Raw genomic sequence first — 18,828 nt, 5'->3', positions numbered from 1 at the left:
GCCGTTCCATGCAAGCCCGTTTCACAGTACGGAATCCGGCATTATAGCCGAGCTCTTGCCAGCATTACCATTTGCAGCCTGTGTCCACAACGGCGCTCACTGCCAGCGGGATGACAGCCAGTATGCCTATGCCCGAATATGCCTTCAGGCATTCTTTCTTTTCTGCCCGTCTGGTGCCTTCGCCTAGCCGCTTTTCCAGACTGTCGCCGCGCCTGTGGCTGGCCTGTATCTGTTCAATTTCTGTGGGCTTCATGGCCATGGCTGACTTGCGCACAGACTCCAGGTTCAGGCCCAGGCCAATCGGGCTTTCGGGGCTGATGCTTGTCTGAGATGAGGGATGGCTGACGGTGTCCGGTACTATTTCTGCTGCTGTTTGGTCAGGTTGCACCAATGATCTTGCGGGTTTGCTGGCAGTAAGGGGCCTGTTGGTTTCCTTCCTGGCTGGCTTTTCAGGTTTGGCAGGCTGCTCCACAGGCTGGCTTGCCTTTGGGGTGACAGGCTTGGGGGCTATCGTCAATAATTGCAGATACTGCATCAAGGGATGGTTCTCACCCGCCCTTGTAGTGGCGTGTTGATGACGCAGTAGTTGCCAGAAAAGCAGGTGGGCAAGAACGACCAGCAAGACGGTCATTGCCGGAAAACCAGGTTTGCTGATCCCATGATTTGCTGTTGAATGTGTAGTTGCCAGAGAAAATTGCATCATGCCTTTCCCAAACTGCCGTTACGGTATCTCGACTCAGACAGCCCCTGCTTGTTAAAAGTTCATGCCGACGCGCAATCCCACCGGCAGTGTCATTTTTGCCTTTCCTGCACCAGTATCCAGGGCTTGACGACCACGGTCCAGTGCTGGGCATCCCGCTCCAGCCATGCCTGGGCCTGCTCATCGCTGACCTTGCCTATCTGGCCATGCTCAAGCAGGGCAGAGATCACAGCTGCATGGTCTTCTGCCATATGCATGGCAACTTCGACCAGGTCCAGACCTGGCTGGACAACCAGCACCGTGCCACTGGCAAAATGACGTAATAGTTCACTCCAGGGGTAAGCTGCAGTTTCGAGATTGATCTTGCTACGTAAAATATCGGTATTGGACATGAAATTTAATTAAAATATATTGAACTGGGGCGGCAAACGCGAGACCACATCCATAATTCTATGCAAATCCTGAAATAAAGCGGAAGAAATAAGTGGCAAGGGCTATTTTCTTGTTAAAGTCGCCATGAGCATGACTTATCAACAGATAGAAAATTGCAGACAGAAATGAGTTCCAGGGAATGAATACACTCAAAGAGACTTTATGACGCTGAGACGCCAACTCCTTCTTGCCATATCCATCATCTTTTTTGCCGTGTTTCTTGGATTGCAAATCCTGTCAGTCCTGACGATGCGGGATTATTTGCAGCAGCAGCTGGCCTCGCATGCCCAGGATGCGGCCACTGCCTTGTCACGTCCTCTCGAAGAAGCACTGGCAAAAAATGACCAGACGCTGGCGAATATCCAGATATCCACCCTGTTTGACCGTGGTTATTATAAAAAAATCGTGGTTCTTGATCCTGCAGGCAAAGTCTTGCTGCACATGGAGCTGGGAGCCGGCAAAGACAATGTGCCTGCATGGCTACCTGCCCTGTTTGACTTGCAGACTCCGCCGGGCGAGGCCTTCATTTCTTCTGGCTGGCGTCAATTGGGCAAGGTTGTCGTGGTCAGCCACCCGGCCTATGCTTACGACTACCTGTGGCGCTCGATGCGGGAAATGGCTTTGTGGATGTTTGCCATGTATCTGGTGGTCTGGGGCCTGACCGTGGTCTTGCTGAGGATTATCCTGGGGCCGCTGGAAAAAATCGAAGAAGTTGCGATTGCCATACAGGCCAAGAATTTTCGCCGTATTGAAGTCGTGCCACAAACCCGCGAGTTGCAGCGTGTAGTGGTCGCCATGAACCACATGACAGAACGTATTTCCAGTCTGCTCGATGAAGAAATCGCCAGGGCAGAAAATTTCAGGCGCGAAGCTTTTATCGACAAAGTCAGTGGTCTCGAAAACCGTCATGGTTTTGACTTGCGCTTCAATCACTTGCTGTCAGAAGAAGGGCGCTTTGAAACTGCCGTCATCTTTGTGCTTGAGTTCGATGGCCTCAAAGAATACAACCACCAGCACGGTTATCAGCAAGGCGATATCCTGCTGGCCGATGTGGCGACGGTGGTTGCAGAAGTGTTCAGCAAATATAGCAATATCCTCGGTCGCATAGGCGGTGCCTCTATCGCAGCGGTTTGTATCGATATCGATCAAAAGACCATGCAGTTGCTGGTAGATGCATTGCAATACCGCCTTAACCAGGTATTGCTGCGTGCCTCGCGCCAGGTCAGCCTGGCTGCCGGCGCCCTGGTATTTGGCCCTGCGCAAACGCGTGGTGACATTTTCTCCCGGGCTGACCTGGCGATAGAAGTCATGCGCCAGGCTGGCAATGGCCAGATCAGCCTGACCCCTATGGAAGACAGCGAAGCCGTGATTGCCGGTTCGCATGGCTGGCGTACGCTGATTCACGATGCCCTCGCAGACCACCGCTGGGTCTTGTTTGCCCAACCCGTTATGCGCCTGCAATTGCGCCAGCTTGTCCATCATGAAGTTTTTTCGCGTTTGCTTGATACCCAGGGCAATCTGGTTCCGGCTAACCAGTTTTTACCCATGGCCTTGCGTCACCAGCTCATGCCTGAAATAGATCAGGCGGTAGTTACCCTGGTCATGGAAATGCTGCAAAAAAATCGCGGCACCTATAAAAATATCGCCATCAATGTGTCGCTGCAATCGATGGAGAGCAAAGAGTTCTGTGAATGGTTGCAGGCGCGCCTGAAATACTCGCCAGAGCTGGCGGCTTTGCTGTCAGTTGAGATCAGTGAATTTGCCTGCGCCAGAGACCATGCCGTGACCAGGAAATTTGTCAGTGTCTTGCGCGAATTAGGTGTGCGTTTTGGTGTTGATCATTTTGGTCTCGACCCGCATGCCCTGAACTTTATCCGCGAAGTACCGCCAGACTATATCAAGCTTGATGGCGGCCTGGTGCAGGAAGTTGCCACGAATGACAACAGCCATGCCCACTTGCGCGCCATCGTCAAATTCGCGCAATCCCTGGGCATACCCCTGATAGCCCAGAATGTGGAAAGTGAAGCATCGCTGCAATTACTGATCGCAGATCAGGTCGAATGTGGGCAGGGCTTTTATTTTGGCGCCCCAGAAAAGATAGTGGTGGCCGAGGCAGGATAAGCGAAGGGTTTCGTCAGGGCTTACTAAAAACTGCTCACATGCGTTTTTCTTTTTCCATCTTCTCTATCAACTCCTTCCACAGGCGCACAGTTGATGCGCCACCCTTGCGGGTATTGCCGCTGGCCAGCCACAGATCTTCGTCATTAAAGCTATACACAGGCACCAGGTCACTGCGGGCTGAGCCCGGCTGTATTTCATCGACGAGATTGTCGAGTATCCAGGGTTCGGCGGCAGGCGTTGGATAGTAGGCCAGCACCATGTGCGTCTCACCTATGCGGGTCGCCCTGACATAGGTAATGCGCAGACGCTCTGCCGGTATGCCCAGGTCTTTCAGCGTCATGTACTTAGCAATCGCATAGTCTTCACAATCACCACCCCAGGATGCGATAAATTCTACCGGGGTAGCCCAATAATCATTGACGCCCCAGTGTTCCTGATCACTGAAGTAGGGGACGCGGTTATAAAAATCATTCACCTGCCGCAAGACCGGCATTTCATAAAGCCCGTCGGCAGAGCGTGCTGCATTTTTGGCAAAGTCCTTGCCCGCAGTGGCTTTGATCTTGTTGACGGCAATTTGCATTTGCGTCAGCCGACGTGGCCCTTCAGCACCAAAGCGTTTGTGCACATGCTCAATCAGACCTTGCGAAAAATCCACCAAACCAGATACCACTGCCGGGCTCATGAGGCCCAGCAGCAAAAACAGGCTGGCAGCGATTTTCGCATCCTTACTGCGCATGGGTGGTTGATCTGGTAAGCATGGACAAGAGCAACAGTGTAGCTGTTTCTAGTGCCGCAATACCCGGATTTGTGGCTTTAAAAATTGTCAGATGAAAATTGTTAGAATAGGTCATCTCCCTCCTCAAGGAAAAACCATGTCAGAAAGCCAGCAAAACTGGATAGATTTACGCAGTGACACCGTCACCCGACCTACTCCTGCCATGCGTGAACTCATGCATACCGCCGAACTCGGTGATGATGTGTATGGGGACGACCCCACAGTCAATCGCCTGCAGGCATATGCCGCCGACCTGTTTGGCTATGAAGCTGCCCTGTTCGCGCCATCCGGCACACAAAGCAATTTGCTGGCCCTGCTCGCGCATTGCGCCCGTGGTGATGAATACATCGTCGGGCAGGAGGCGCACACCTATAAATATGAGGGTGGTGGTGCCGCCGTATTGGGCAGCATACAACCACAGCCCCTGACTAACCAGGCAGATGGCAGCATAGCCCTGGACGATATCGCCAATGCCATCAAGCCTGACGACTTCCACTTTGCCCGCAGCCGTTTGCTGGCGCTGGAAAACACCATAGGCGGCAAGGTACTGCCACCTGACTACATACAAGCTGCCACCAGCCTCGCCCATGAGCGCGGCCTGGCCACCCATCTGGATGGCGCACGCATATGCAATGCCATCGTCAAGCTGGGCATCAGCCCCAGGCAGGCGGTACAGGGTTTTGACAGTGTCTCGGTCTGTTTGTCCAAGGGCGTGGGTGCACCAATAGGTTCTGTACTGTGTGGCAGTCATGACTTGATCAATCAGGCCAAACGCTGGCGCAAGATGCTGGGTGGTGGCATGCGTCAGGCCGGTATGCTCGCGGCTGCCGGTTTGTATGCGCTGGAACATCATATCCCGCGCCTGGCAGAAGACCATGCCAATGCAGAACGCCTGGCGAATGGCTTGCGCCAGATCAACGCCTTGCAAGTGCAGACGCCACAAACCAATATCGTCTATGCCGACCTGCCCGCAGCTGCCTGTGCCGGGCTGGCAGAACTTTTGCACAAGAATAGCATCCTCGCCAGGGTGACCCCGCATATGCGTATGGTCACCCATCTCGATGTCTCGGCTGTCGAAATCGATAAAGTGCTGTCTGTATTTCAGGCTTACTTCAGCAAGCATCCCAGCGTATCGTCTATCTGACATCCTGCATGGGGCTGTACAGGATGATGCGGCTGATATGCAGGCTGTTCTGGTTTTCACATAGCCTGGCGTGATCCACATAGGGCAGGTTATTCAAACCCTGCCCCAGATTGCTTTGCGGGTATTTGGTCTTGATGATGACATTGAACAGGCTCAGGCACTGGTGCAAGTGACGGTGCCTTGCCTGAGAGAGATTTTCCAGGCTAAAGCTGACCGTGTTTCTGTCGTGTGCCTGTCCCGGTTTCTGTTTTACCGATACCGGGAAAGAGACACTATTATTATTCTCGGTATTGGTGATGGTTTGCAGCCAGCTACGGCTAGCCGCATCATACACAATGCGGCAGCTCAGGATATCGCCAGGTTTGACTGGCATGCTGGGCCCACCAAAGCAGGTTTGCGCAGTTTTTTGTTGGCCGCCTGCATGCACATACTGACCACACACCCACCATCCCGCATGGTCACCAGGGCCAGATGCGGAGCTGGCCGGGCTGTAGCTGAGCACTGCCTGCAAGCCACCATCCATGTTTTCAACATTATTATCCTGACCAGGCCGCAGGCAGGGCCACAGATAGGCATGTGCCTGTTCACTGCTCAGAAAAGGGACTTGCAACTGCGCTTGTACTGAAACCCAGTTATTGCCAGGGGCTGCGGTAATGCTCAGTTTGCTGTCCGGCGCTGCCGGTTTTTCAAAGCAGTCGGCTCCTGGCTCTGCATGCAATACAGGTGTCCCGGAAAAGAAGATTACATCGCCCGCATGCAAAACATAATGGTGATACATGATGGCGTAATGTTTGACGTAAAAGAAAAAACTGATGCGGTCATCTGTTGCCGCAAATGCCTTGGCTTCTGCCAGCGTCATGCAAGACATGCGGCAAACTTCCAGCTCCTGGCTGGCTTCATCAAGCACCGCCATGCCGCTGATACGCTGCCATTGCAGGCCGGGCTCTTCTGGCGCAAAAATAACCAGAGGATCAATGTCATCAGAGGCGAGTAATTTTTTTTCTGTCATCATTTTTTATCCTGATTTTGTCAGATGCCTGCATTATTTTTTTATCGTGCTTCACCTCAAAGCACTCGTGCCATCAACTTGCATTGCCATCACTCTTGCGGCGGTGATAATGCGTTTTCATCCCTGCTGCCAATGGTGCTGGCTTGTCCAGTTTGCGTCTGTCAAAGCCGGTTCTGGCACCAGAAAAAAGATTGCGGAAACTCTCTACAGCAGCCTCCTCCTCAGCCTCGCTAGGCGTATGTTCGCCAAACAGATTTGCTTGCAACCTCAGCATCGGTGGCAGGCAATCCTGGAAAAGCGCAAAGTCTGCAACAGGATCAAGTTTCAATAACATCTCTGCATTCACGAATTGCTGTGCGGGCTTCATACGTGACTCCTGGAAGAATATAGGCATGGCTGGTTGCTCCGGATTATTTGCAAAACAGGGCGTGCTGCATCATCCCCAGGTCCAGCATGTCTTGCGCGGTCCTGCCCGGCTTGACAGCAGATTTGCGGGCCGGTGTGATGGGTGTGGCTGGTGTGATTGGTGTGATTGGTGTGATTGGTGTGGCCGGGACTGCTGACTGTGCTTCGGCCACGGTGTCGTTTTTCTTTTCTGGTTTCAGGCTGACCGTGGTGGACCAGGGTGTATCTTTTGATGCCCAGGTCGTGGCCCACAATGCATATGGCACTTCCAGCACTGAGGGTGCCGGTTCTGGCAAAGGGCGCAAACGCAAGTGGGTAGAAGTGTGCACAGCTGCCGACCAGGCGGCATGCGGGTCTTGTGGGCGGGTCACTGGTAGCTGTGTCACCGTCCCTATGCTGGACCAGCCCCAGCTAAGCCTGGCGCGTTCTACATTTTTTTGTATCAGTACACCGCGGGTTTCATTGTAATAAACATCGTCTGTCAGCAAGCGCATGGCAATATTGCGCGCCAGCCTGGCCTTCAGGGCCATTTTGCTGAGCAGCATGAATAACAGCAGATTAAGAGCAACTAACAAGATTTCAGTCGTGGGCATGGCGATCTCCTTCAGGGGGCAAGTACGTTCACTTGCGCAATGCATGCCTGTTTGCAAACGCCGTGCCAGCATGCCTTCCCTAGGGAGAAGCCTGTTTTTCAGACCCAATTGACATGTAAAGCATACAAATTTACATTGGCGCTTTACACTGTCGCTTACATTCAAGTAAGAGCTTCGCTGCAAACACAATGACCGATACCGACTACACCCTGACCTCACCCCTGGCTAAACTGGCCGACAATGCGTCTGCCCTGCTGGGTCTGACTATCATCTGGCACCCGGACAGCCAGCGCATAGGTGAACAGTTCATGGCCAGCAACCCTGACGGCCAGGTCGAGATCAACCGTTTCCTGCCGCTATTCCGCCATCCCGGTAAAGACGGCCTGCCGCTAGGCTATGGCGGCATCTCGCGTGACCCTGTGCGTATCAGCCGCGATGCCGGTGACAACGTCCTCATCACACCACCTGCCAGCCGCATGGTGGTTGAGGTCAATGGAGCAGAGATCAGCGCACCCGTGGCACTCAGCCGTGAGCAGATAGAAGCAGGCGTCATCCTCGGCCTGGGCCGCGCCATTGTGATTTGCCTGCACTGGATGCGCTGCCTGCCCAAGCATAATCCTGCGCTGGGTTTCATAGGCGTAGGTAGCGCCGCCATCGTCGCCCGCGACCAGATACGCCAGGTCGCCGGCACGGAGCTGCCCGTCTTGTTACTCGGTGAAACCGGCACCGGCAAAGAAATCGCCGCCCGCGCCATCCATGCCTATGGCAAGCGAGCCAGTGCAGAACTGGTCAGTGTCAACATGGCAGCCTTGAATGAAGCCCTGGCCGCTGCCGATTTGTTCGGTGCCGTCAAAGGCGCCTACACAGGCGCACAAAACGCCCGCAAAGGCCTGTTTGCCGAGGCAGAAGGCGCAACCCTCTTCCTCGATGAGATAGGCAACACCCCGGGCAGCATACAACCCATGCTCTTGCGCGTGCTTGAGAGCGGCGACTACCGCCCGCTAGGTGCCCAACAAGATCAAAAGTCCAGCGCCCGCCTGATTGCCGCGACCGACCAGGATTTATATAGCGAAGGTTTCAACCAGGCCTTGCTACGCCGTCTCGAAAGCTTCATCATCCACCTGCCACCGCTACGCGCCCGCCGTGAAGACATAGGTGTCTTGCTACTGCACCTGCTCAGCAATAGCAAACTGCAAAATGACATAGGCACCAGCCTGCCGGTGGCACTGGTCAGCGAATTTGCCAATTACGACTGGCCAGGCAATATCCGCCAGTTGTCCCACGTCCTGCGCCGCGCTCTGCTGGCCCTGCAACTCGGTGAGGTGCCACAACTCGCCAGCCTCGTCAAAACCACCCACCAGGCGCAATCCAGCGTGGCACAGGCCAGCATAAGCACAGACAGCAAAATCCTGCAGCCAGCGACACCCCGCAAAAAATTGGCCGAACTCAGCGATGAAGACGTCCTGCGCGCGATGGAAAACAACGACTGGTATATACAGGGAGCAGCACAAGAACTCGGCGTCTCACGCCCGTCGATGTACAAGCTGCTCGACAACCACAGCCAGATACGCCGGGCTGAGCAGATACCCACAGAAGAAATTCGCCAGTCACTGGAAACCAGTGCTGGCGATGTAGAGGCTTGTGCTGCTTTATTGAAAACGCCTAGCGAGGCGTTGAGGCGGTATTTGAAGGTGATGGGTAAGTTGTAAACTCACATTATCCACCACCGCCTCCTGCAGTTACATCAACCTCAGGATCGGGCAGGTAGAAAAACTCTGAGCTTACGACATTGCCAGAAGGATCTATAAAGTCCGCGGTAAATGAAATGGTAAAACCCCAAAAACCAAGACTGTCGTCAGATATGGCAATTGTTACGCCATCTACGGGACATAAAGTTTTTGCTGTACCGACGGGAGCTTCTTTGCCATCACTTAATATGCCCTTGCAAATTGCAATGAAGGCGCTAGCCGTAACAGTTACCGTATTATTTGGATCGCTCGGCTTTCCTTGGAAATTGAACGTTACGGTATCTCCAACTTTAAGGATGCGTTTATTGTTGATTTGACTTCTTGGTGGCTCTGGAGTGAATTTTCCTATGGCTGAAACAGTGGCACGACTTTGCGGGTCACCTTGATTAAAGAGCGTTGTAAAGATGTAATTTACTGGTGGGACTGGATCACTCATATTCAAACTTTCAAATGATTGAACAAAACAAATAAGCATGCTTACCCATGATATACATGCAGGCCATTTCCATAATCGAGCACAATAGATTAAAGAAAATTTTACTTCGTAAACACGTCAGCAAAATCTGTTCCAGGTTATTTTGACTGGTTATTTATTATTTTTGTGTATCTAGGATCTCGTCTTAAACTGATTAGGTCGGGCTCGGATTCTAATGATTTTATCGAATAACCATACTCTATTGCTTTGCCTATTTCCTCAATTGCTGCATCTCTTTGACCAAAAAGCTCATAAGTCATACCTGCACGAAAATGTACATTTGAATCTTTGGGACCAAGCTTGAGAGCACGTTGCATATATTCTGTTGATTTTTCTTTGTCACCAATTCGAGCTGAATAGAGACTAAAGCGAGAGGCTAGAGAAATATCATTTGGACTAGCTTGTACACGTGGTGCAAGTAAATCACGGGCCTTTTCGTATGTTTTTTTTGCTTCACTTTCTTTTCCGGGGATCCAACGTAAAGTATCTCCTAAGTTAGCCCATGCCCAATATATTTCTGGATTACCTTTATCGGGGGATATAGCTGCCTCAAATGCTTCTGCTGCTTCGACATATTTACCATTTTTGAATAATGCGAGGCCTAAATTTGAATATAGATACGCACTTGGCCGGATTAATAGTCCTTGCTGAAGAATCTCCATCGCCTCAACATCACGGTTTTGCTTAACTAAAACATTACTAAGATTCGCATACGGAATGACAGAGTCAGGCTGTATTTTTATACTCAATCTAAAAAAATGCTCTGCCTCTGTGTATTTGCCTTGCTCATAATTGGCAATGCCTAATTCTTCAGCGAACAGCCTTTCATGTGGGAATTTATCAAGTCCTGATGAAGCATATTTTTTTGCCTCGTCAAATCGTTTCATTTTTCTTAGGACATTAACTCTTCCGTAAATGGCAAAAATATTGTCGGGATCAAGCGTTAATGCTTTTTCATAAGTATTTAAAGCTAGTTCTTTTTTACCTGATTGAGCCTGCACACGAGCAATCGCAATGTGACTGAGAGCTAACTTATCATTGAGCTTCAAAGCTTGTTGTGCGCTGGCTCCAGCTTTTTGCAGTAACACTTCATCCTGCTTATCACTGTCATACCTATATGTGTAAATAATCGATAGGCCCGCAACTGCAGCGGCATGCATGGGGTTACGTTTCAAAATCGCTTCGAAGTTTGCTTCCGCTGCATCAAGACTACCAGGTCTGTCAAACTGTTTTAGTGCTTCTAGCCCCTGCTTCATTGTCAAAGCTTCCGAAAACGGCTTTAAAGACATCTTGTCCATTTCAAGATAAGGCACAGCCTGCCAAGCCCCATACCCCAGAGCGACAACGATGGCACTGACGATAGCAAAGCGTTTCGGCGCACTCAGCGCCTTCCATCCTTTGTCCGGAATGCTGCTTACATTCCCAGCACCTCCTGCGGCCACAAGCACCGGCCCACTCACCAGCCCACGCAATTGCTCATACACCTGCTGCATGCTACCCAAACGTTTGTCCGTCTGCCGCGCCGTCATTCCCAGCACCAGCTTGATCAACTCTGGTTTGCATCCTCGTGGGAATTCCCAAGTGTCAGAATTCGATTGCATCAGGGCGGCGGCCAGGGCCAGGCCGCTGGCGTTGGCGAAGGGGCGCTGGCCGGTCAGGGTTTCGTAGAGAATGACGCCGAGGGCGTAGATGTCGCTCTGGGCGCTGGCCGGGTTGCCCATCATGCGTTCCGGGGCCATGTAGGCTATCGTGCCTTGGGGGTCGAGCTGGCTCATGGATGTGGTGGCTTGTGCATCGGTTTTTGATGCGAGGCCAAAGTCGAGTATGCGGACTTTGCCGTCGGGTTCGACCATGAGGTTCGACGGTTTCAGGTCGCCATGGATGAGGCCGCTGGCGTGGGCCTCTTGCATGGCTTCAGCGACCTGGCTGATGATGTTGATGGCTTGCTGTTCTGGCAGCGGCTGCTGCGGATTTTGTTGCAGCAATTGCTTGAGGGTCAGGCCGGGCACCAGTTCCATGACGATGGAATGGCTATTGTCCTCATCTTCAATGGCAAAAATCTTTACGAAGGCAGGGTGCTTCAGCGACGCAGCCAGGCGGGCTTCCTTGAGCAGGCTACTGGTCTGGATTGCGCTTCCTACACCTTCTGTTGCTTTGAGTTGTTTGATGGCGACAGGGCGGCAGAGTTTGCTGTCCCAGGCTTCATGGACTTGCCCAAAGCCGCCTTCACCCAGACGTTTTTTGAATTCGTAGTGTCTGAGGCTGACGCTTACTTCCTCTACTCCAGTATTGTCGTTGCTAGCCAGATTGGTATTTTGCATGGGTTTCTTGCATGGTTATTATTTTTTGCCGCAATTGTTCGATGTGCAGCTATCTATCCATGCAAGATAGTTGCTAGTCGTAACAAGATGTAACGGCAATAATATAGCGAACTTTATTACAAAACTGTGTACTCACAGTGACAAGCCAATCTATTTTATATGTAAATGACATGTTAATTGATAGTAATTTACATGTAAAAATCCCGCTTGCACAGTCTCTACGGGGCGGGAACGGTGGGGTGGAAATTAAATTGTTTGTTCTGGCTTGATGATGCTGACTTGCCCTTTGAGCATTTCTATCAATTCAGCTTCAAAGCTGGCAGCGAGTTTTTGTTTAAGGCTGATGCTGATGGTGGCTGATTCGGTATAGGCCAGCCCGGTGACGCTGGCGGTGAATTTATCGCACAGGCGGCGTACATGGGATTCGTCGGCATAGGCGCAGACGATGTCCCATTCAAGCATGTATTCAACTTCGGTCAATTCTGCGAGCTTGAAGGCGTCGGAGATGGCCTGGCCATAGGCACGGGTCAGGCCGCCTGCACCGAGCTTGATGCCACCCCAGTAGCGCACGACTACGGCCAGCACATTGGTGACGTCCTTGTGTACCAGTACGTTATACATGGGCTTGGCGGCGGTGCCCGATGGCTCGCCGTCATCATCGAGTCCAGAATCACCCGTACAGATCAGTGCCCAGCAGACATGCACGGCGTCCGGGTGTTGTGCCCGTATCTGTGCCAGTTGCTGGCGTGCTTCTGCGCGACTGTTGAGTGGGTACAACTGCCCCAGAAAACGGCTTTTCTTGATTTCAATCTCGGCAAAAGCAGGGGCGGCGAGCTGGTACATGGGGTGCTGGATGGGGGAAAACCGCTATTTTGGCGGCTAATCGGACTTGGGTATACATAAACTGGATAAACTGCATAAACCGTTCTTTCGTTAACCTGAAATACTCGGGATGTCTGATATACATCAAGCAGCTTTGTCCACATGCGCTTTATCTTTCAGCTTTGGGTATTTCATACCGGAGCAGCTGCATGTCTACTCCCCATTTAAACGCTATCCCTGGTGACTTTGCTGACATTGTCCTGATGTCTGGCGACCCTCTGCACGCCAAGATGATTGCTGACCACTGGCTTAGCGATGCCTTGCTGGTCAATACAGCGCGCAATATGCTGGGCTATACCGGCTGGTACCGCGACAGGAAAATTTCTGTGCTCGCACATGGCATGGGCATACCCTCGATCAGTATTTATGCGACTGAGCTGATACGCCACTATGACGTCAGGAAACTCATACGACTGGGATCATGTGGTGCGTTGCGGACAGACATGCAACTCGGTGATGTCATCGTCGCCATGGGCGCCAGTACCGACAGCAAGGTCAACCGCATGCGCTTCATGGAGCATGATTTTGCAGCGCTTGCTGATTATGGTTTGCTGGCCAAGGTAATGCAGACTGCGCATTGCCTGCAAAAGCCTGTCAAGGTGGGCAATGTATTTTCTGCTGATCTGTTTTACAGCGTGCAGCCGCAGCTTTTTGACATCATGGAAAAAATGAAGATACTGGCGGTGGAGATGGAGCTGGCAGGTCTGTATTCAGTAGCCGCCGAACATGGCGTGCAGGCCCTGGGTTTGTTGACGGTGGGAGATCATTTGCGCAGCGGTGCTGGCATGACCCCAGAGCAAAGGCAAAACAGTTACAGCGACATGGTGGAAATTGCGCTCGAAAGCTGTTGTGCCTGCGATTGATGAACTTGCAAGCCCTACTGGATGACGAAGTTTTCAAAAAATACGTCAGTCACGCCATCGTGTTCTTTGAGATCCAGGGTTTTATTGACACCATTCTTGATTTCTTCCATCAACTGGTGCTTGCCTTCCAGGCTTTGCAATTGTTCGCCGTCCTTGCTACTAAGCAGCAGGATCAGAGTATGCCTGACCTTGGGCATGAATAATTTGATCTTGTCGTTGACTTCTGCATTGGCGATTTGCAAGGCCATGCTAAGTTGCAGGTAGCGCTCGGTAGTGGAGAGGTTAACCACAAATGCCTCCAGTTTGGCAGTGGAGCCGCCACCAGAAGCGCTGGCACTGCCGCCAGAATTGGCCAAAGCCATGCCAGAAGACAGGCTGAGTACGAGGCAAAGCAGGAATGGGTATAAATGTTTTTTCAGCATGATGGCTTATCTTTTGCAAATGTTTGCTCAGGAAAAATCACTATTTTTCAATAGCTTACCGCAATGCAATAAAACATACTGTTAAACAACTTGAAGCCGCCAGGTAGATAGTTACAGTAGTTTTATTTGCAATAAGCCTGTCTGAATAACAAACAGGCTTATGCAAATTACATACCGGGTGTTGGTCGGCCTTGGCCGTCTGATAGTTTATACGCTCAAAGGCTTGTAACGGATGCGTTTTGGTTTTGCACCTTCTTCACCCAGACGTTTTTTCTTGTCGGCTTCATATTCCTGATAGTTACCATCAAAGAAGCTGACTTGAGAGTTGCCTTCAAACGCCAGGATGTGGGTGGCGATACGGTCGAGGAACCAGCGGTCATGCGAAATCACCATGACGCTACCGGCAAATTCCAGCAAGGCATCTTCCAGCGCACGCAGGGTTTCCACGTCCAGATCATTTGACGGTTCATCCAGGAGCAAGACATTGCCGCCTTGCAGCAGGGTTTTGGCCAGATGCAGGCGGCCACGCTCACCACCAGACAGGTTGCCAACGATCTTTTGCTGGTCACCGCCCTTGAAGTTGAAGCGGCCCAGATAAGCGCGGGATGGCATTTCAAAACGGCCTACGGTCAGAATGTCGGCGCCGTTTGCCACGTCTTCAAACACGGTCTTGGTATTGCCAAGGTCTTCACGCGATTGATCTACCAGTGAGATTTTTGCTGTCTGGCCCAGTACTACTTCGCCACTGTCCGGTGTTTCCAGACCCTTGATCATCTTGAACAAGGTCGATTTACCGGCACCGTTAGGGCCGATGATGCCGACGATAGCTCCAGGAGGAATCTTGAAGCTCAGGTTATCAATCAGCAGACGGTCACCAAAGGCTTTGCTGACGTTCTTGAATTCGATGACTTCATTACCCAGGCGCTCGGCCACAGGGATGAAAATCTCCTGGGTTTCATTGCGCTTCTGGTATTCGTGTTCGCTCATCTCATTAAAGCGGGCCAGACGCGCCTTGCTCTTGGCCTGACGCGCTTTCGGATTCTGACGCGACCATTCCAATTCTTTTTGCAGCGCTTTCTGGCGCGCAGATTCTGTCGCTTCTTCCTGCTTCAGGCGGGCTTGCTTTTGATCCAGCCAGGAAGAGTAATTGCCTTTCCATGGAATACCATGACCACGATCCAGTTCCAAAATCCATTCAGCCGCATTGTCAAGGAAGTAGCGGTCATGGGTAATCGCCACGACGGTGCCAGGGAAGCGCAGCAGGAACTGTTCCAGCCAATCGACGGATTCAGCATCCAGATGGTTGGTCGGTTCATCAAGCAAGAGCATGTCTGGCTTGGACAGCAACAATTTGCACAGGGCGACACGGCGTTTTTCACCACCGGACAAGACGCCTATCTTGGCATCCCATGGTGGCAGGCGCAGCGCATCGGCAGCCATTTCCAGTTGCAGTTCTACATTGTCGCCTGCAGATGTAGAAATAATCGCTTCCAGACGTGCCTGTTCATTGGCCAGTGCATCAAAGTCAGCATCTTCTTCGGCATAGGCGGCATACACTTCTTCGAGCTTGGCCTTGGCTTCAAACACTTCGCCCAGCGCAGATTCAACCGCCTGGCGCACGGTTTGTTCCGGGTCCAGTTGCGGTTCTTGTGGCAGGTAGCCAATGTTCAGGTTGGGCATGGGTACTGCTTCGCCCTGTATGTCCTTGTCTATGCCTGCCATGATTTTGAGCAGGGAAGACTTGCCTGAACCATTCAGACCCAGCACACCTATCTTGGCGCCAGGGAAAAAGGAGAGGGAAATATCTTTCAGAATCTGGCGTTTCGGCGGGACGATTTTGCCGACGCGATTCATGGTATAGACGTAATTGGCCATTTTTCTTGAATTTTCATGGGAATAAGAATGCCTGCAAGGATACCTCAAGCAGGCGCAGGACGGAATATTTCATCCAATATAAGTCAGGCTGCTTTGCAAGTGAGAGAGCCAGACAGCCCCAGGCCTTATTCTCATTTTTGTGCTCCGCAACAAAACTTGAGCTAGCTCAAGTCCCTGTAGTCAGTGTGGATTTACACTTTATTCATCCCTGTTGACTGTCAAGAAAAGGAAATAAAAATGAAAAAATTAGTAATTGCTCTCTCCCTCGTCGCTATCGGTTTTACCGCCAGTCAGGCAATGGCCGAGGAACAAAGTCCATGGCAAGTGCGTGCCCGTGTCGTCAATATCGACCCTGCCAATAGTTCTGACCCTGTGGGTGGCGTAGGCGCCGCAGACCGTATCACAGTCAGCAGTAAAGAAATCCCTGAAGTCGATATCACTTATTTTTTCACACCAAACTGGGCGGCTGAATTGATACTGACTTATCCGCAAAAACATGATGTCATGCTTGATGGTGCCATCATCGGTACCTTCAAACATTTGCCACCAATTTTGACAGCGCAATATCATTTTGCACCTGGTTCAAAAATCAGCCCTTATGTTGGTGCAGGTGTTAATTACACCCGCATCTCTGATGTGAACCTGCTCAAAGGCGCGGGCGGTCTGGACAGCAACAGCTTCGGTCTGGCCATACAGGCTGGTGTCGATTTCAAACTCGACAAAAACTGGTCTTTGAATCTGGATATCAAAAAAGTGCAGATACGCAGTGATGTGACGATCAGCGGTGCCAAAGTCAGTGCAGTAAAAGTTGATCCCTGGTTGTTAGGTGTCGGCGTAGGTTACCGTTTCTAAGCCAGAATAATTGCCGGTAATGATGTGATCCCCTTCCATGAAGGGGATTTTCATTTGGGCAAAAGATTTTCCCCGCCATCACTGTGCTAATTCGCACACCATCGTTCGCTGGCGAACGATGCCGCTGCACTACTCTTTCCTTTTCTTGCTGTTGAAATCTTCCAAGTAGTTGATTTTAAATAGTTAAATTAAAACTCATGAAGCAGGCACGACCCTTGCAAACCTGATCTGGCAATTTACTCATTTCAGGTTTTAACATGGATCAGGCTCTCAGCCAGGACACACTCAAAAATCGCAGGCGCAAGACTATCTTGCTGCTTGTTGCTGCTGCGATTTCTGTCACAGGTGCGGCATGGACTGTGAACCGGCTTATCAGCCCCGGTGTCAGCCTGGGTGAGATACGCGTGGGCGAGGTGCGTGTAGGGGCTATCGACAATACCATCAACGCGGCAGGCGTCGTCATCCCTGTTCATGAAGAACAACTATCCAGCCCCAACCAGTCACGTATCAGCAAAGTCATTGCCAAGGCTGGCCAACAAGTGCGCGCCGGTGAATTAATGATGGTGCTGGATGACCACAGCATACGCCTGGCAATCGACAATTTGCGTGAGCAGGTTTCCCAGCAAGAGATCAAGGGACAATTGCTGGCGATGGAAATGGAATCCAATCTCAAAAAAATTACCAGTGAAATTGAATTGCTGGAACTGGATTTGCAGAGCAATAAAGTCAAACTTGCACGCTATCAAAAACTGGGGGCTATAGGCATTACCTCAGCCGTTGATTTGCAGGCGGCAGAACTGGCCGTCAAACGCAATGAAGTGCAATTGCGCCAGCATAAAGAGAGTTTGAACGATACCCGACGTACCACGCAAAGCAATGTAGAGGCAGCACGCCTGCAAAAGTCCATTTACCAGAAGCAGATGGAAGCGCAGCAAAGGCTGCTGGAACAAACCCAGGTCAAAGCACCGTTTGACGGCTTGCTGACATGGATGCTGGCCGACGAAGGTGCCAGCCTGAATACCGGGCAACTGATCGCCAAGGTGTCTGAGCTAAACAATTTCAAGGTAGAAGCCACGGTCTCTGATTTTTATGCGCGTTACCTCAGTCCCGGTCAAAAAGTGCGGGTCGAATACAGTGGGCAAATCATGCCCGGTGAAGTGCAAACCATTTTGCCCGAAATACAAAACGGTACCGTAAAACTCATCGTCGTACTGGACCAGGCAAACCACCCTTCACTGCGACATAAACTGCGGGTAGAAGTGAATATCATCACAGAACAAAAAGCGCGTAGCCTGATTGTTGAAAACGGCCCAGCCATCAGTGGCAAGGGCAGGCAGGATGTGTATGTACTGGAAGATGGCAAGGCAGTAAAACGCAGCGTGGAGATCGGCCTGGGTGACAGCAAGATGGTGGAAGTCTTGCAGGGCGCAAAAGCAGGAGAAAGGCTGGTGATTTCTGATATCAGCAGCCTCAAGCACTTAAACAGTTTCAGAGTGTCGCAATAAACCTAAAGCATAAAAATTGAATAAAAAAGGAAACGATCATGATCAAGCTGGAAAACGTCAGCAAAACCTATCAGACCGATAAAGTCGAAACCCTGGCTTTGCGCGACATTAATCTGCATGTAAAAAAAGGCGAATTTGTTTCCATCATGGGCCCCAGTGGTTGCGGCAAAAGTACGTTGTTAAATTTGATTGGTCTGCTCGACAGACCTGGCAAGGGCAAGATTGCCGTTGATGGTGCAGAGTTGAAATCCTGGCGCGACAAGGAACTGGCCAGCATGCGCAACCGTACCTTTGGTTTTATTTTTCAGAGCTTCCACTTGATCAATGATCTGCGTGTTATCGATAATGTAGAGCTGCCCTTGTTATACCGCTCTTGTAACGCCAAAGAACGTCGCCGTCTGGCAGAAGAAGCGCTGGCCAGAGTAGGACTGTCGGCCCGCATGGATCATTATCCGAATCAATTGTCAGGTGGCCAGCAACAAAGGGTCGCGATTGCCCGTGCCATGGTCGGTCGCCCCAGCATCTTGCTGGCAGATGAACCTACCGGTAATCTGGATAGCCAGATGGGGGCCGAGGTGATGGACATCCTGCTCAAGCTCAGTCATGAAGGTACGACGGTCGTCATGGTTACTCATGATGAGCGCCAGGCCAAACAAGGGGGCCGCATAGTGCGGGTATTTGACGGCCAACTGGTAGCTTAGGAGCA

The 18,828-nt window shown here is 51.4% G+C and carries 18 protein-coding genes; 7 read left to right on the top strand and 11 right to left on the bottom strand.

Annotation, left to right across the window (positions count from 1 at the left end; all coding sequences use genetic code 11):
• Positions 1-64: 64 nt before the first annotated feature.
• Positions 65-703 (bottom strand): hypothetical protein, encoded by a 639-nt coding sequence (locus ACO0LL_RS02195; protein WP_422949251.1) that lies wholly within the window; start codon positions 701-703, stop codon positions 65-67.
• Between the two features lie 89 nt (positions 704-792).
• Entirely contained in the window at positions 793-1,092 is a 300-nt protein-coding gene (locus ACO0LL_RS02190) for a DUF2288 domain-containing protein (RefSeq protein WP_422949250.1), read from the bottom strand.
• A gap of 202 nt (positions 1,093-1,294) precedes the next feature.
• Between ACO0LL_RS02190 and ACO0LL_RS02185 the strand changes: the two genes are divergently transcribed.
• Positions 1,295-3,253 carry a bifunctional diguanylate cyclase/phosphodiesterase gene (locus tag ACO0LL_RS02185; protein WP_422949249.1) on the top strand — a complete coding sequence of 653 codons (1,959 nt, stop codon included), beginning with the start codon at positions 1,295-1,297 and terminating at the stop codon, positions 3,251-3,253.
• Positions 3,254-3,287: 34 nt separating this feature from the next.
• Here the strand turns inward: ACO0LL_RS02185 and ACO0LL_RS02180 are convergent, their stop codons facing one another.
• Complete coding sequence (locus ACO0LL_RS02180; protein WP_422949248.1) at positions 3,288-3,989, bottom strand: transglutaminase-like cysteine peptidase; 702 nt, start codon at positions 3,987-3,989, stop codon at positions 3,288-3,290.
• 136 nt (positions 3,990-4,125) lie between these two features.
• On the opposite strand from ACO0LL_RS02180, the gene ltaE reads away from it, so the two are divergent.
• Positions 4,126-5,172: a low-specificity L-threonine aldolase gene (gene ltaE / locus ACO0LL_RS02175; protein ID WP_422949247.1), complete on the top strand. Its 1,047-nt coding sequence runs from the start codon at positions 4,126-4,128 to the stop codon at positions 5,170-5,172.
• On the opposite strand, the gene ACO0LL_RS02170 is transcribed toward ltaE, so the two are convergent.
• The 3 genes from ACO0LL_RS02170 to ACO0LL_RS02160 all read right to left on the bottom strand — a co-directional run bounded on the left by ACO0LL_RS02170 (position 5,165) and on the right by ACO0LL_RS02160 (position 7,179).
• On the bottom strand, positions 5,165-6,184 hold the full coding sequence (locus ACO0LL_RS02170) for a hypothetical protein (RefSeq protein ID WP_422949246.1): 1,020 nt from the start codon (positions 6,182-6,184) through the stop codon (positions 5,165-5,167). The genes ltaE and ACO0LL_RS02170 overlap by 8 nt on opposite strands.
• Before the next feature lie 70 nt (positions 6,185-6,254).
• Complete coding sequence (locus tag ACO0LL_RS02165) at positions 6,255-6,548, bottom strand: hypothetical protein (protein WP_422949245.1); 294 nt, start codon at positions 6,546-6,548, stop codon at positions 6,255-6,257.
• A 43-nt stretch (positions 6,549-6,591) separates the two neighbouring features.
• Positions 6,592-7,179 carry a hypothetical protein gene (locus ACO0LL_RS02160; protein ID WP_422949244.1) on the bottom strand — a complete coding sequence of 196 codons (588 nt, stop codon included), beginning with the start codon at positions 7,177-7,179 and terminating at the stop codon, positions 6,592-6,594.
• 188 nt (positions 7,180-7,367) lie between these two features.
• Here ACO0LL_RS02160 and ACO0LL_RS02155 point away from each other — a divergent pair, with 188 nt between their 5' ends.
• The gene (locus tag ACO0LL_RS02155; RefSeq protein ID WP_422949243.1) at positions 7,368-8,888 is read left to right on the top strand and encodes a sigma-54-dependent transcriptional regulator; all 1,521 of its coding nucleotides are present in this window, start codon (positions 7,368-7,370) and stop codon (positions 8,886-8,888) included.
• A gap of 7 nt (positions 8,889-8,895) precedes the next feature.
• Here ACO0LL_RS02155 and ACO0LL_RS02150 read toward each other — a convergent pair whose 3' ends face one another.
• From ACO0LL_RS02150 to ACO0LL_RS02140, 3 genes are all read right to left on the bottom strand, one after another.
• On the bottom strand, positions 8,896-9,363 hold the full coding sequence (locus tag ACO0LL_RS02150; protein WP_422949242.1) for a hypothetical protein: 468 nt from the start codon (positions 9,361-9,363) through the stop codon (positions 8,896-8,898).
• 137 nt (positions 9,364-9,500) lie between these two features.
• Positions 9,501-11,723 carry a protein kinase domain-containing protein gene (locus tag ACO0LL_RS02145; protein WP_422949241.1) on the bottom strand — a complete coding sequence of 741 codons (2,223 nt, stop codon included), beginning with the start codon at positions 11,721-11,723 and terminating at the stop codon, positions 9,501-9,503.
• Positions 11,724-11,969: 246 nt separating this feature from the next.
• On the bottom strand, positions 11,970-12,566 hold the full coding sequence (locus tag ACO0LL_RS02140; RefSeq protein WP_422949240.1) for an IMPACT family protein: 597 nt from the start codon (positions 12,564-12,566) through the stop codon (positions 11,970-11,972).
• A gap of 188 nt (positions 12,567-12,754) precedes the next feature.
• Here ACO0LL_RS02140 and deoD point away from each other — a divergent pair, with 188 nt between their 5' ends.
• The gene (gene deoD, locus ACO0LL_RS02135; protein ID WP_422949239.1) at positions 12,755-13,468 is read left to right on the top strand and encodes a purine-nucleoside phosphorylase; all 714 of its coding nucleotides are present in this window, start codon (positions 12,755-12,757) and stop codon (positions 13,466-13,468) included.
• 14 nt (positions 13,469-13,482) lie between these two features.
• On the opposite strand, the gene ACO0LL_RS02130 is transcribed toward deoD, so the two are convergent.
• Together ACO0LL_RS02130 and ettA are read right to left on the bottom strand one after the other, a co-directional pair.
• Positions 13,483-13,890 (bottom strand): flagellar basal body-associated FliL family protein, encoded by a 408-nt coding sequence (locus ACO0LL_RS02130; RefSeq protein ID WP_422949238.1) that lies wholly within the window; start codon positions 13,888-13,890, stop codon positions 13,483-13,485.
• A 207-nt stretch (positions 13,891-14,097) separates the two neighbouring features.
• The gene (gene ettA / locus ACO0LL_RS02125) at positions 14,098-15,765 is read right to left on the bottom strand and encodes an energy-dependent translational throttle protein EttA (RefSeq protein ID WP_422949237.1); all 1,668 of its coding nucleotides are present in this window, start codon (positions 15,763-15,765) and stop codon (positions 14,098-14,100) included.
• Between the two features lie 237 nt (positions 15,766-16,002).
• Between ettA and ACO0LL_RS02120 the strand changes: the two genes are divergently transcribed.
• The 3 genes from ACO0LL_RS02120 to ACO0LL_RS02110 all read left to right on the top strand — a co-directional run bounded on the left by ACO0LL_RS02120 (position 16,003) and on the right by ACO0LL_RS02110 (position 18,823).
• The gene (locus tag ACO0LL_RS02120; protein ID WP_422949236.1) at positions 16,003-16,617 is read left to right on the top strand and encodes an OmpW/AlkL family protein; all 615 of its coding nucleotides are present in this window, start codon (positions 16,003-16,005) and stop codon (positions 16,615-16,617) included.
• Between the two features lie 257 nt (positions 16,618-16,874).
• The gene (locus ACO0LL_RS02115) at positions 16,875-18,122 is read left to right on the top strand and encodes an efflux RND transporter periplasmic adaptor subunit (RefSeq protein WP_422949235.1); all 1,248 of its coding nucleotides are present in this window, start codon (positions 16,875-16,877) and stop codon (positions 18,120-18,122) included.
• Positions 18,123-18,160: 38 nt separating this feature from the next.
• Positions 18,161-18,823 (top strand): ABC transporter ATP-binding protein, encoded by a 663-nt coding sequence (locus ACO0LL_RS02110; protein ID WP_422949234.1) that lies wholly within the window; start codon positions 18,161-18,163, stop codon positions 18,821-18,823.
• The last annotated feature ends 5 nt before the right edge of the window (positions 18,824-18,828 follow it).

This window comes from Undibacterium sp. TC4M20W (genome assembly GCF_049340245.1).
GTDB lineage: Bacteria > Pseudomonadota > Gammaproteobacteria > Burkholderiales > Burkholderiaceae_D > Undibacterium.
Note: the sequence above shows the minus strand (reverse complement) of the source record. Positions and strands in the feature narration are given on the sequence as shown.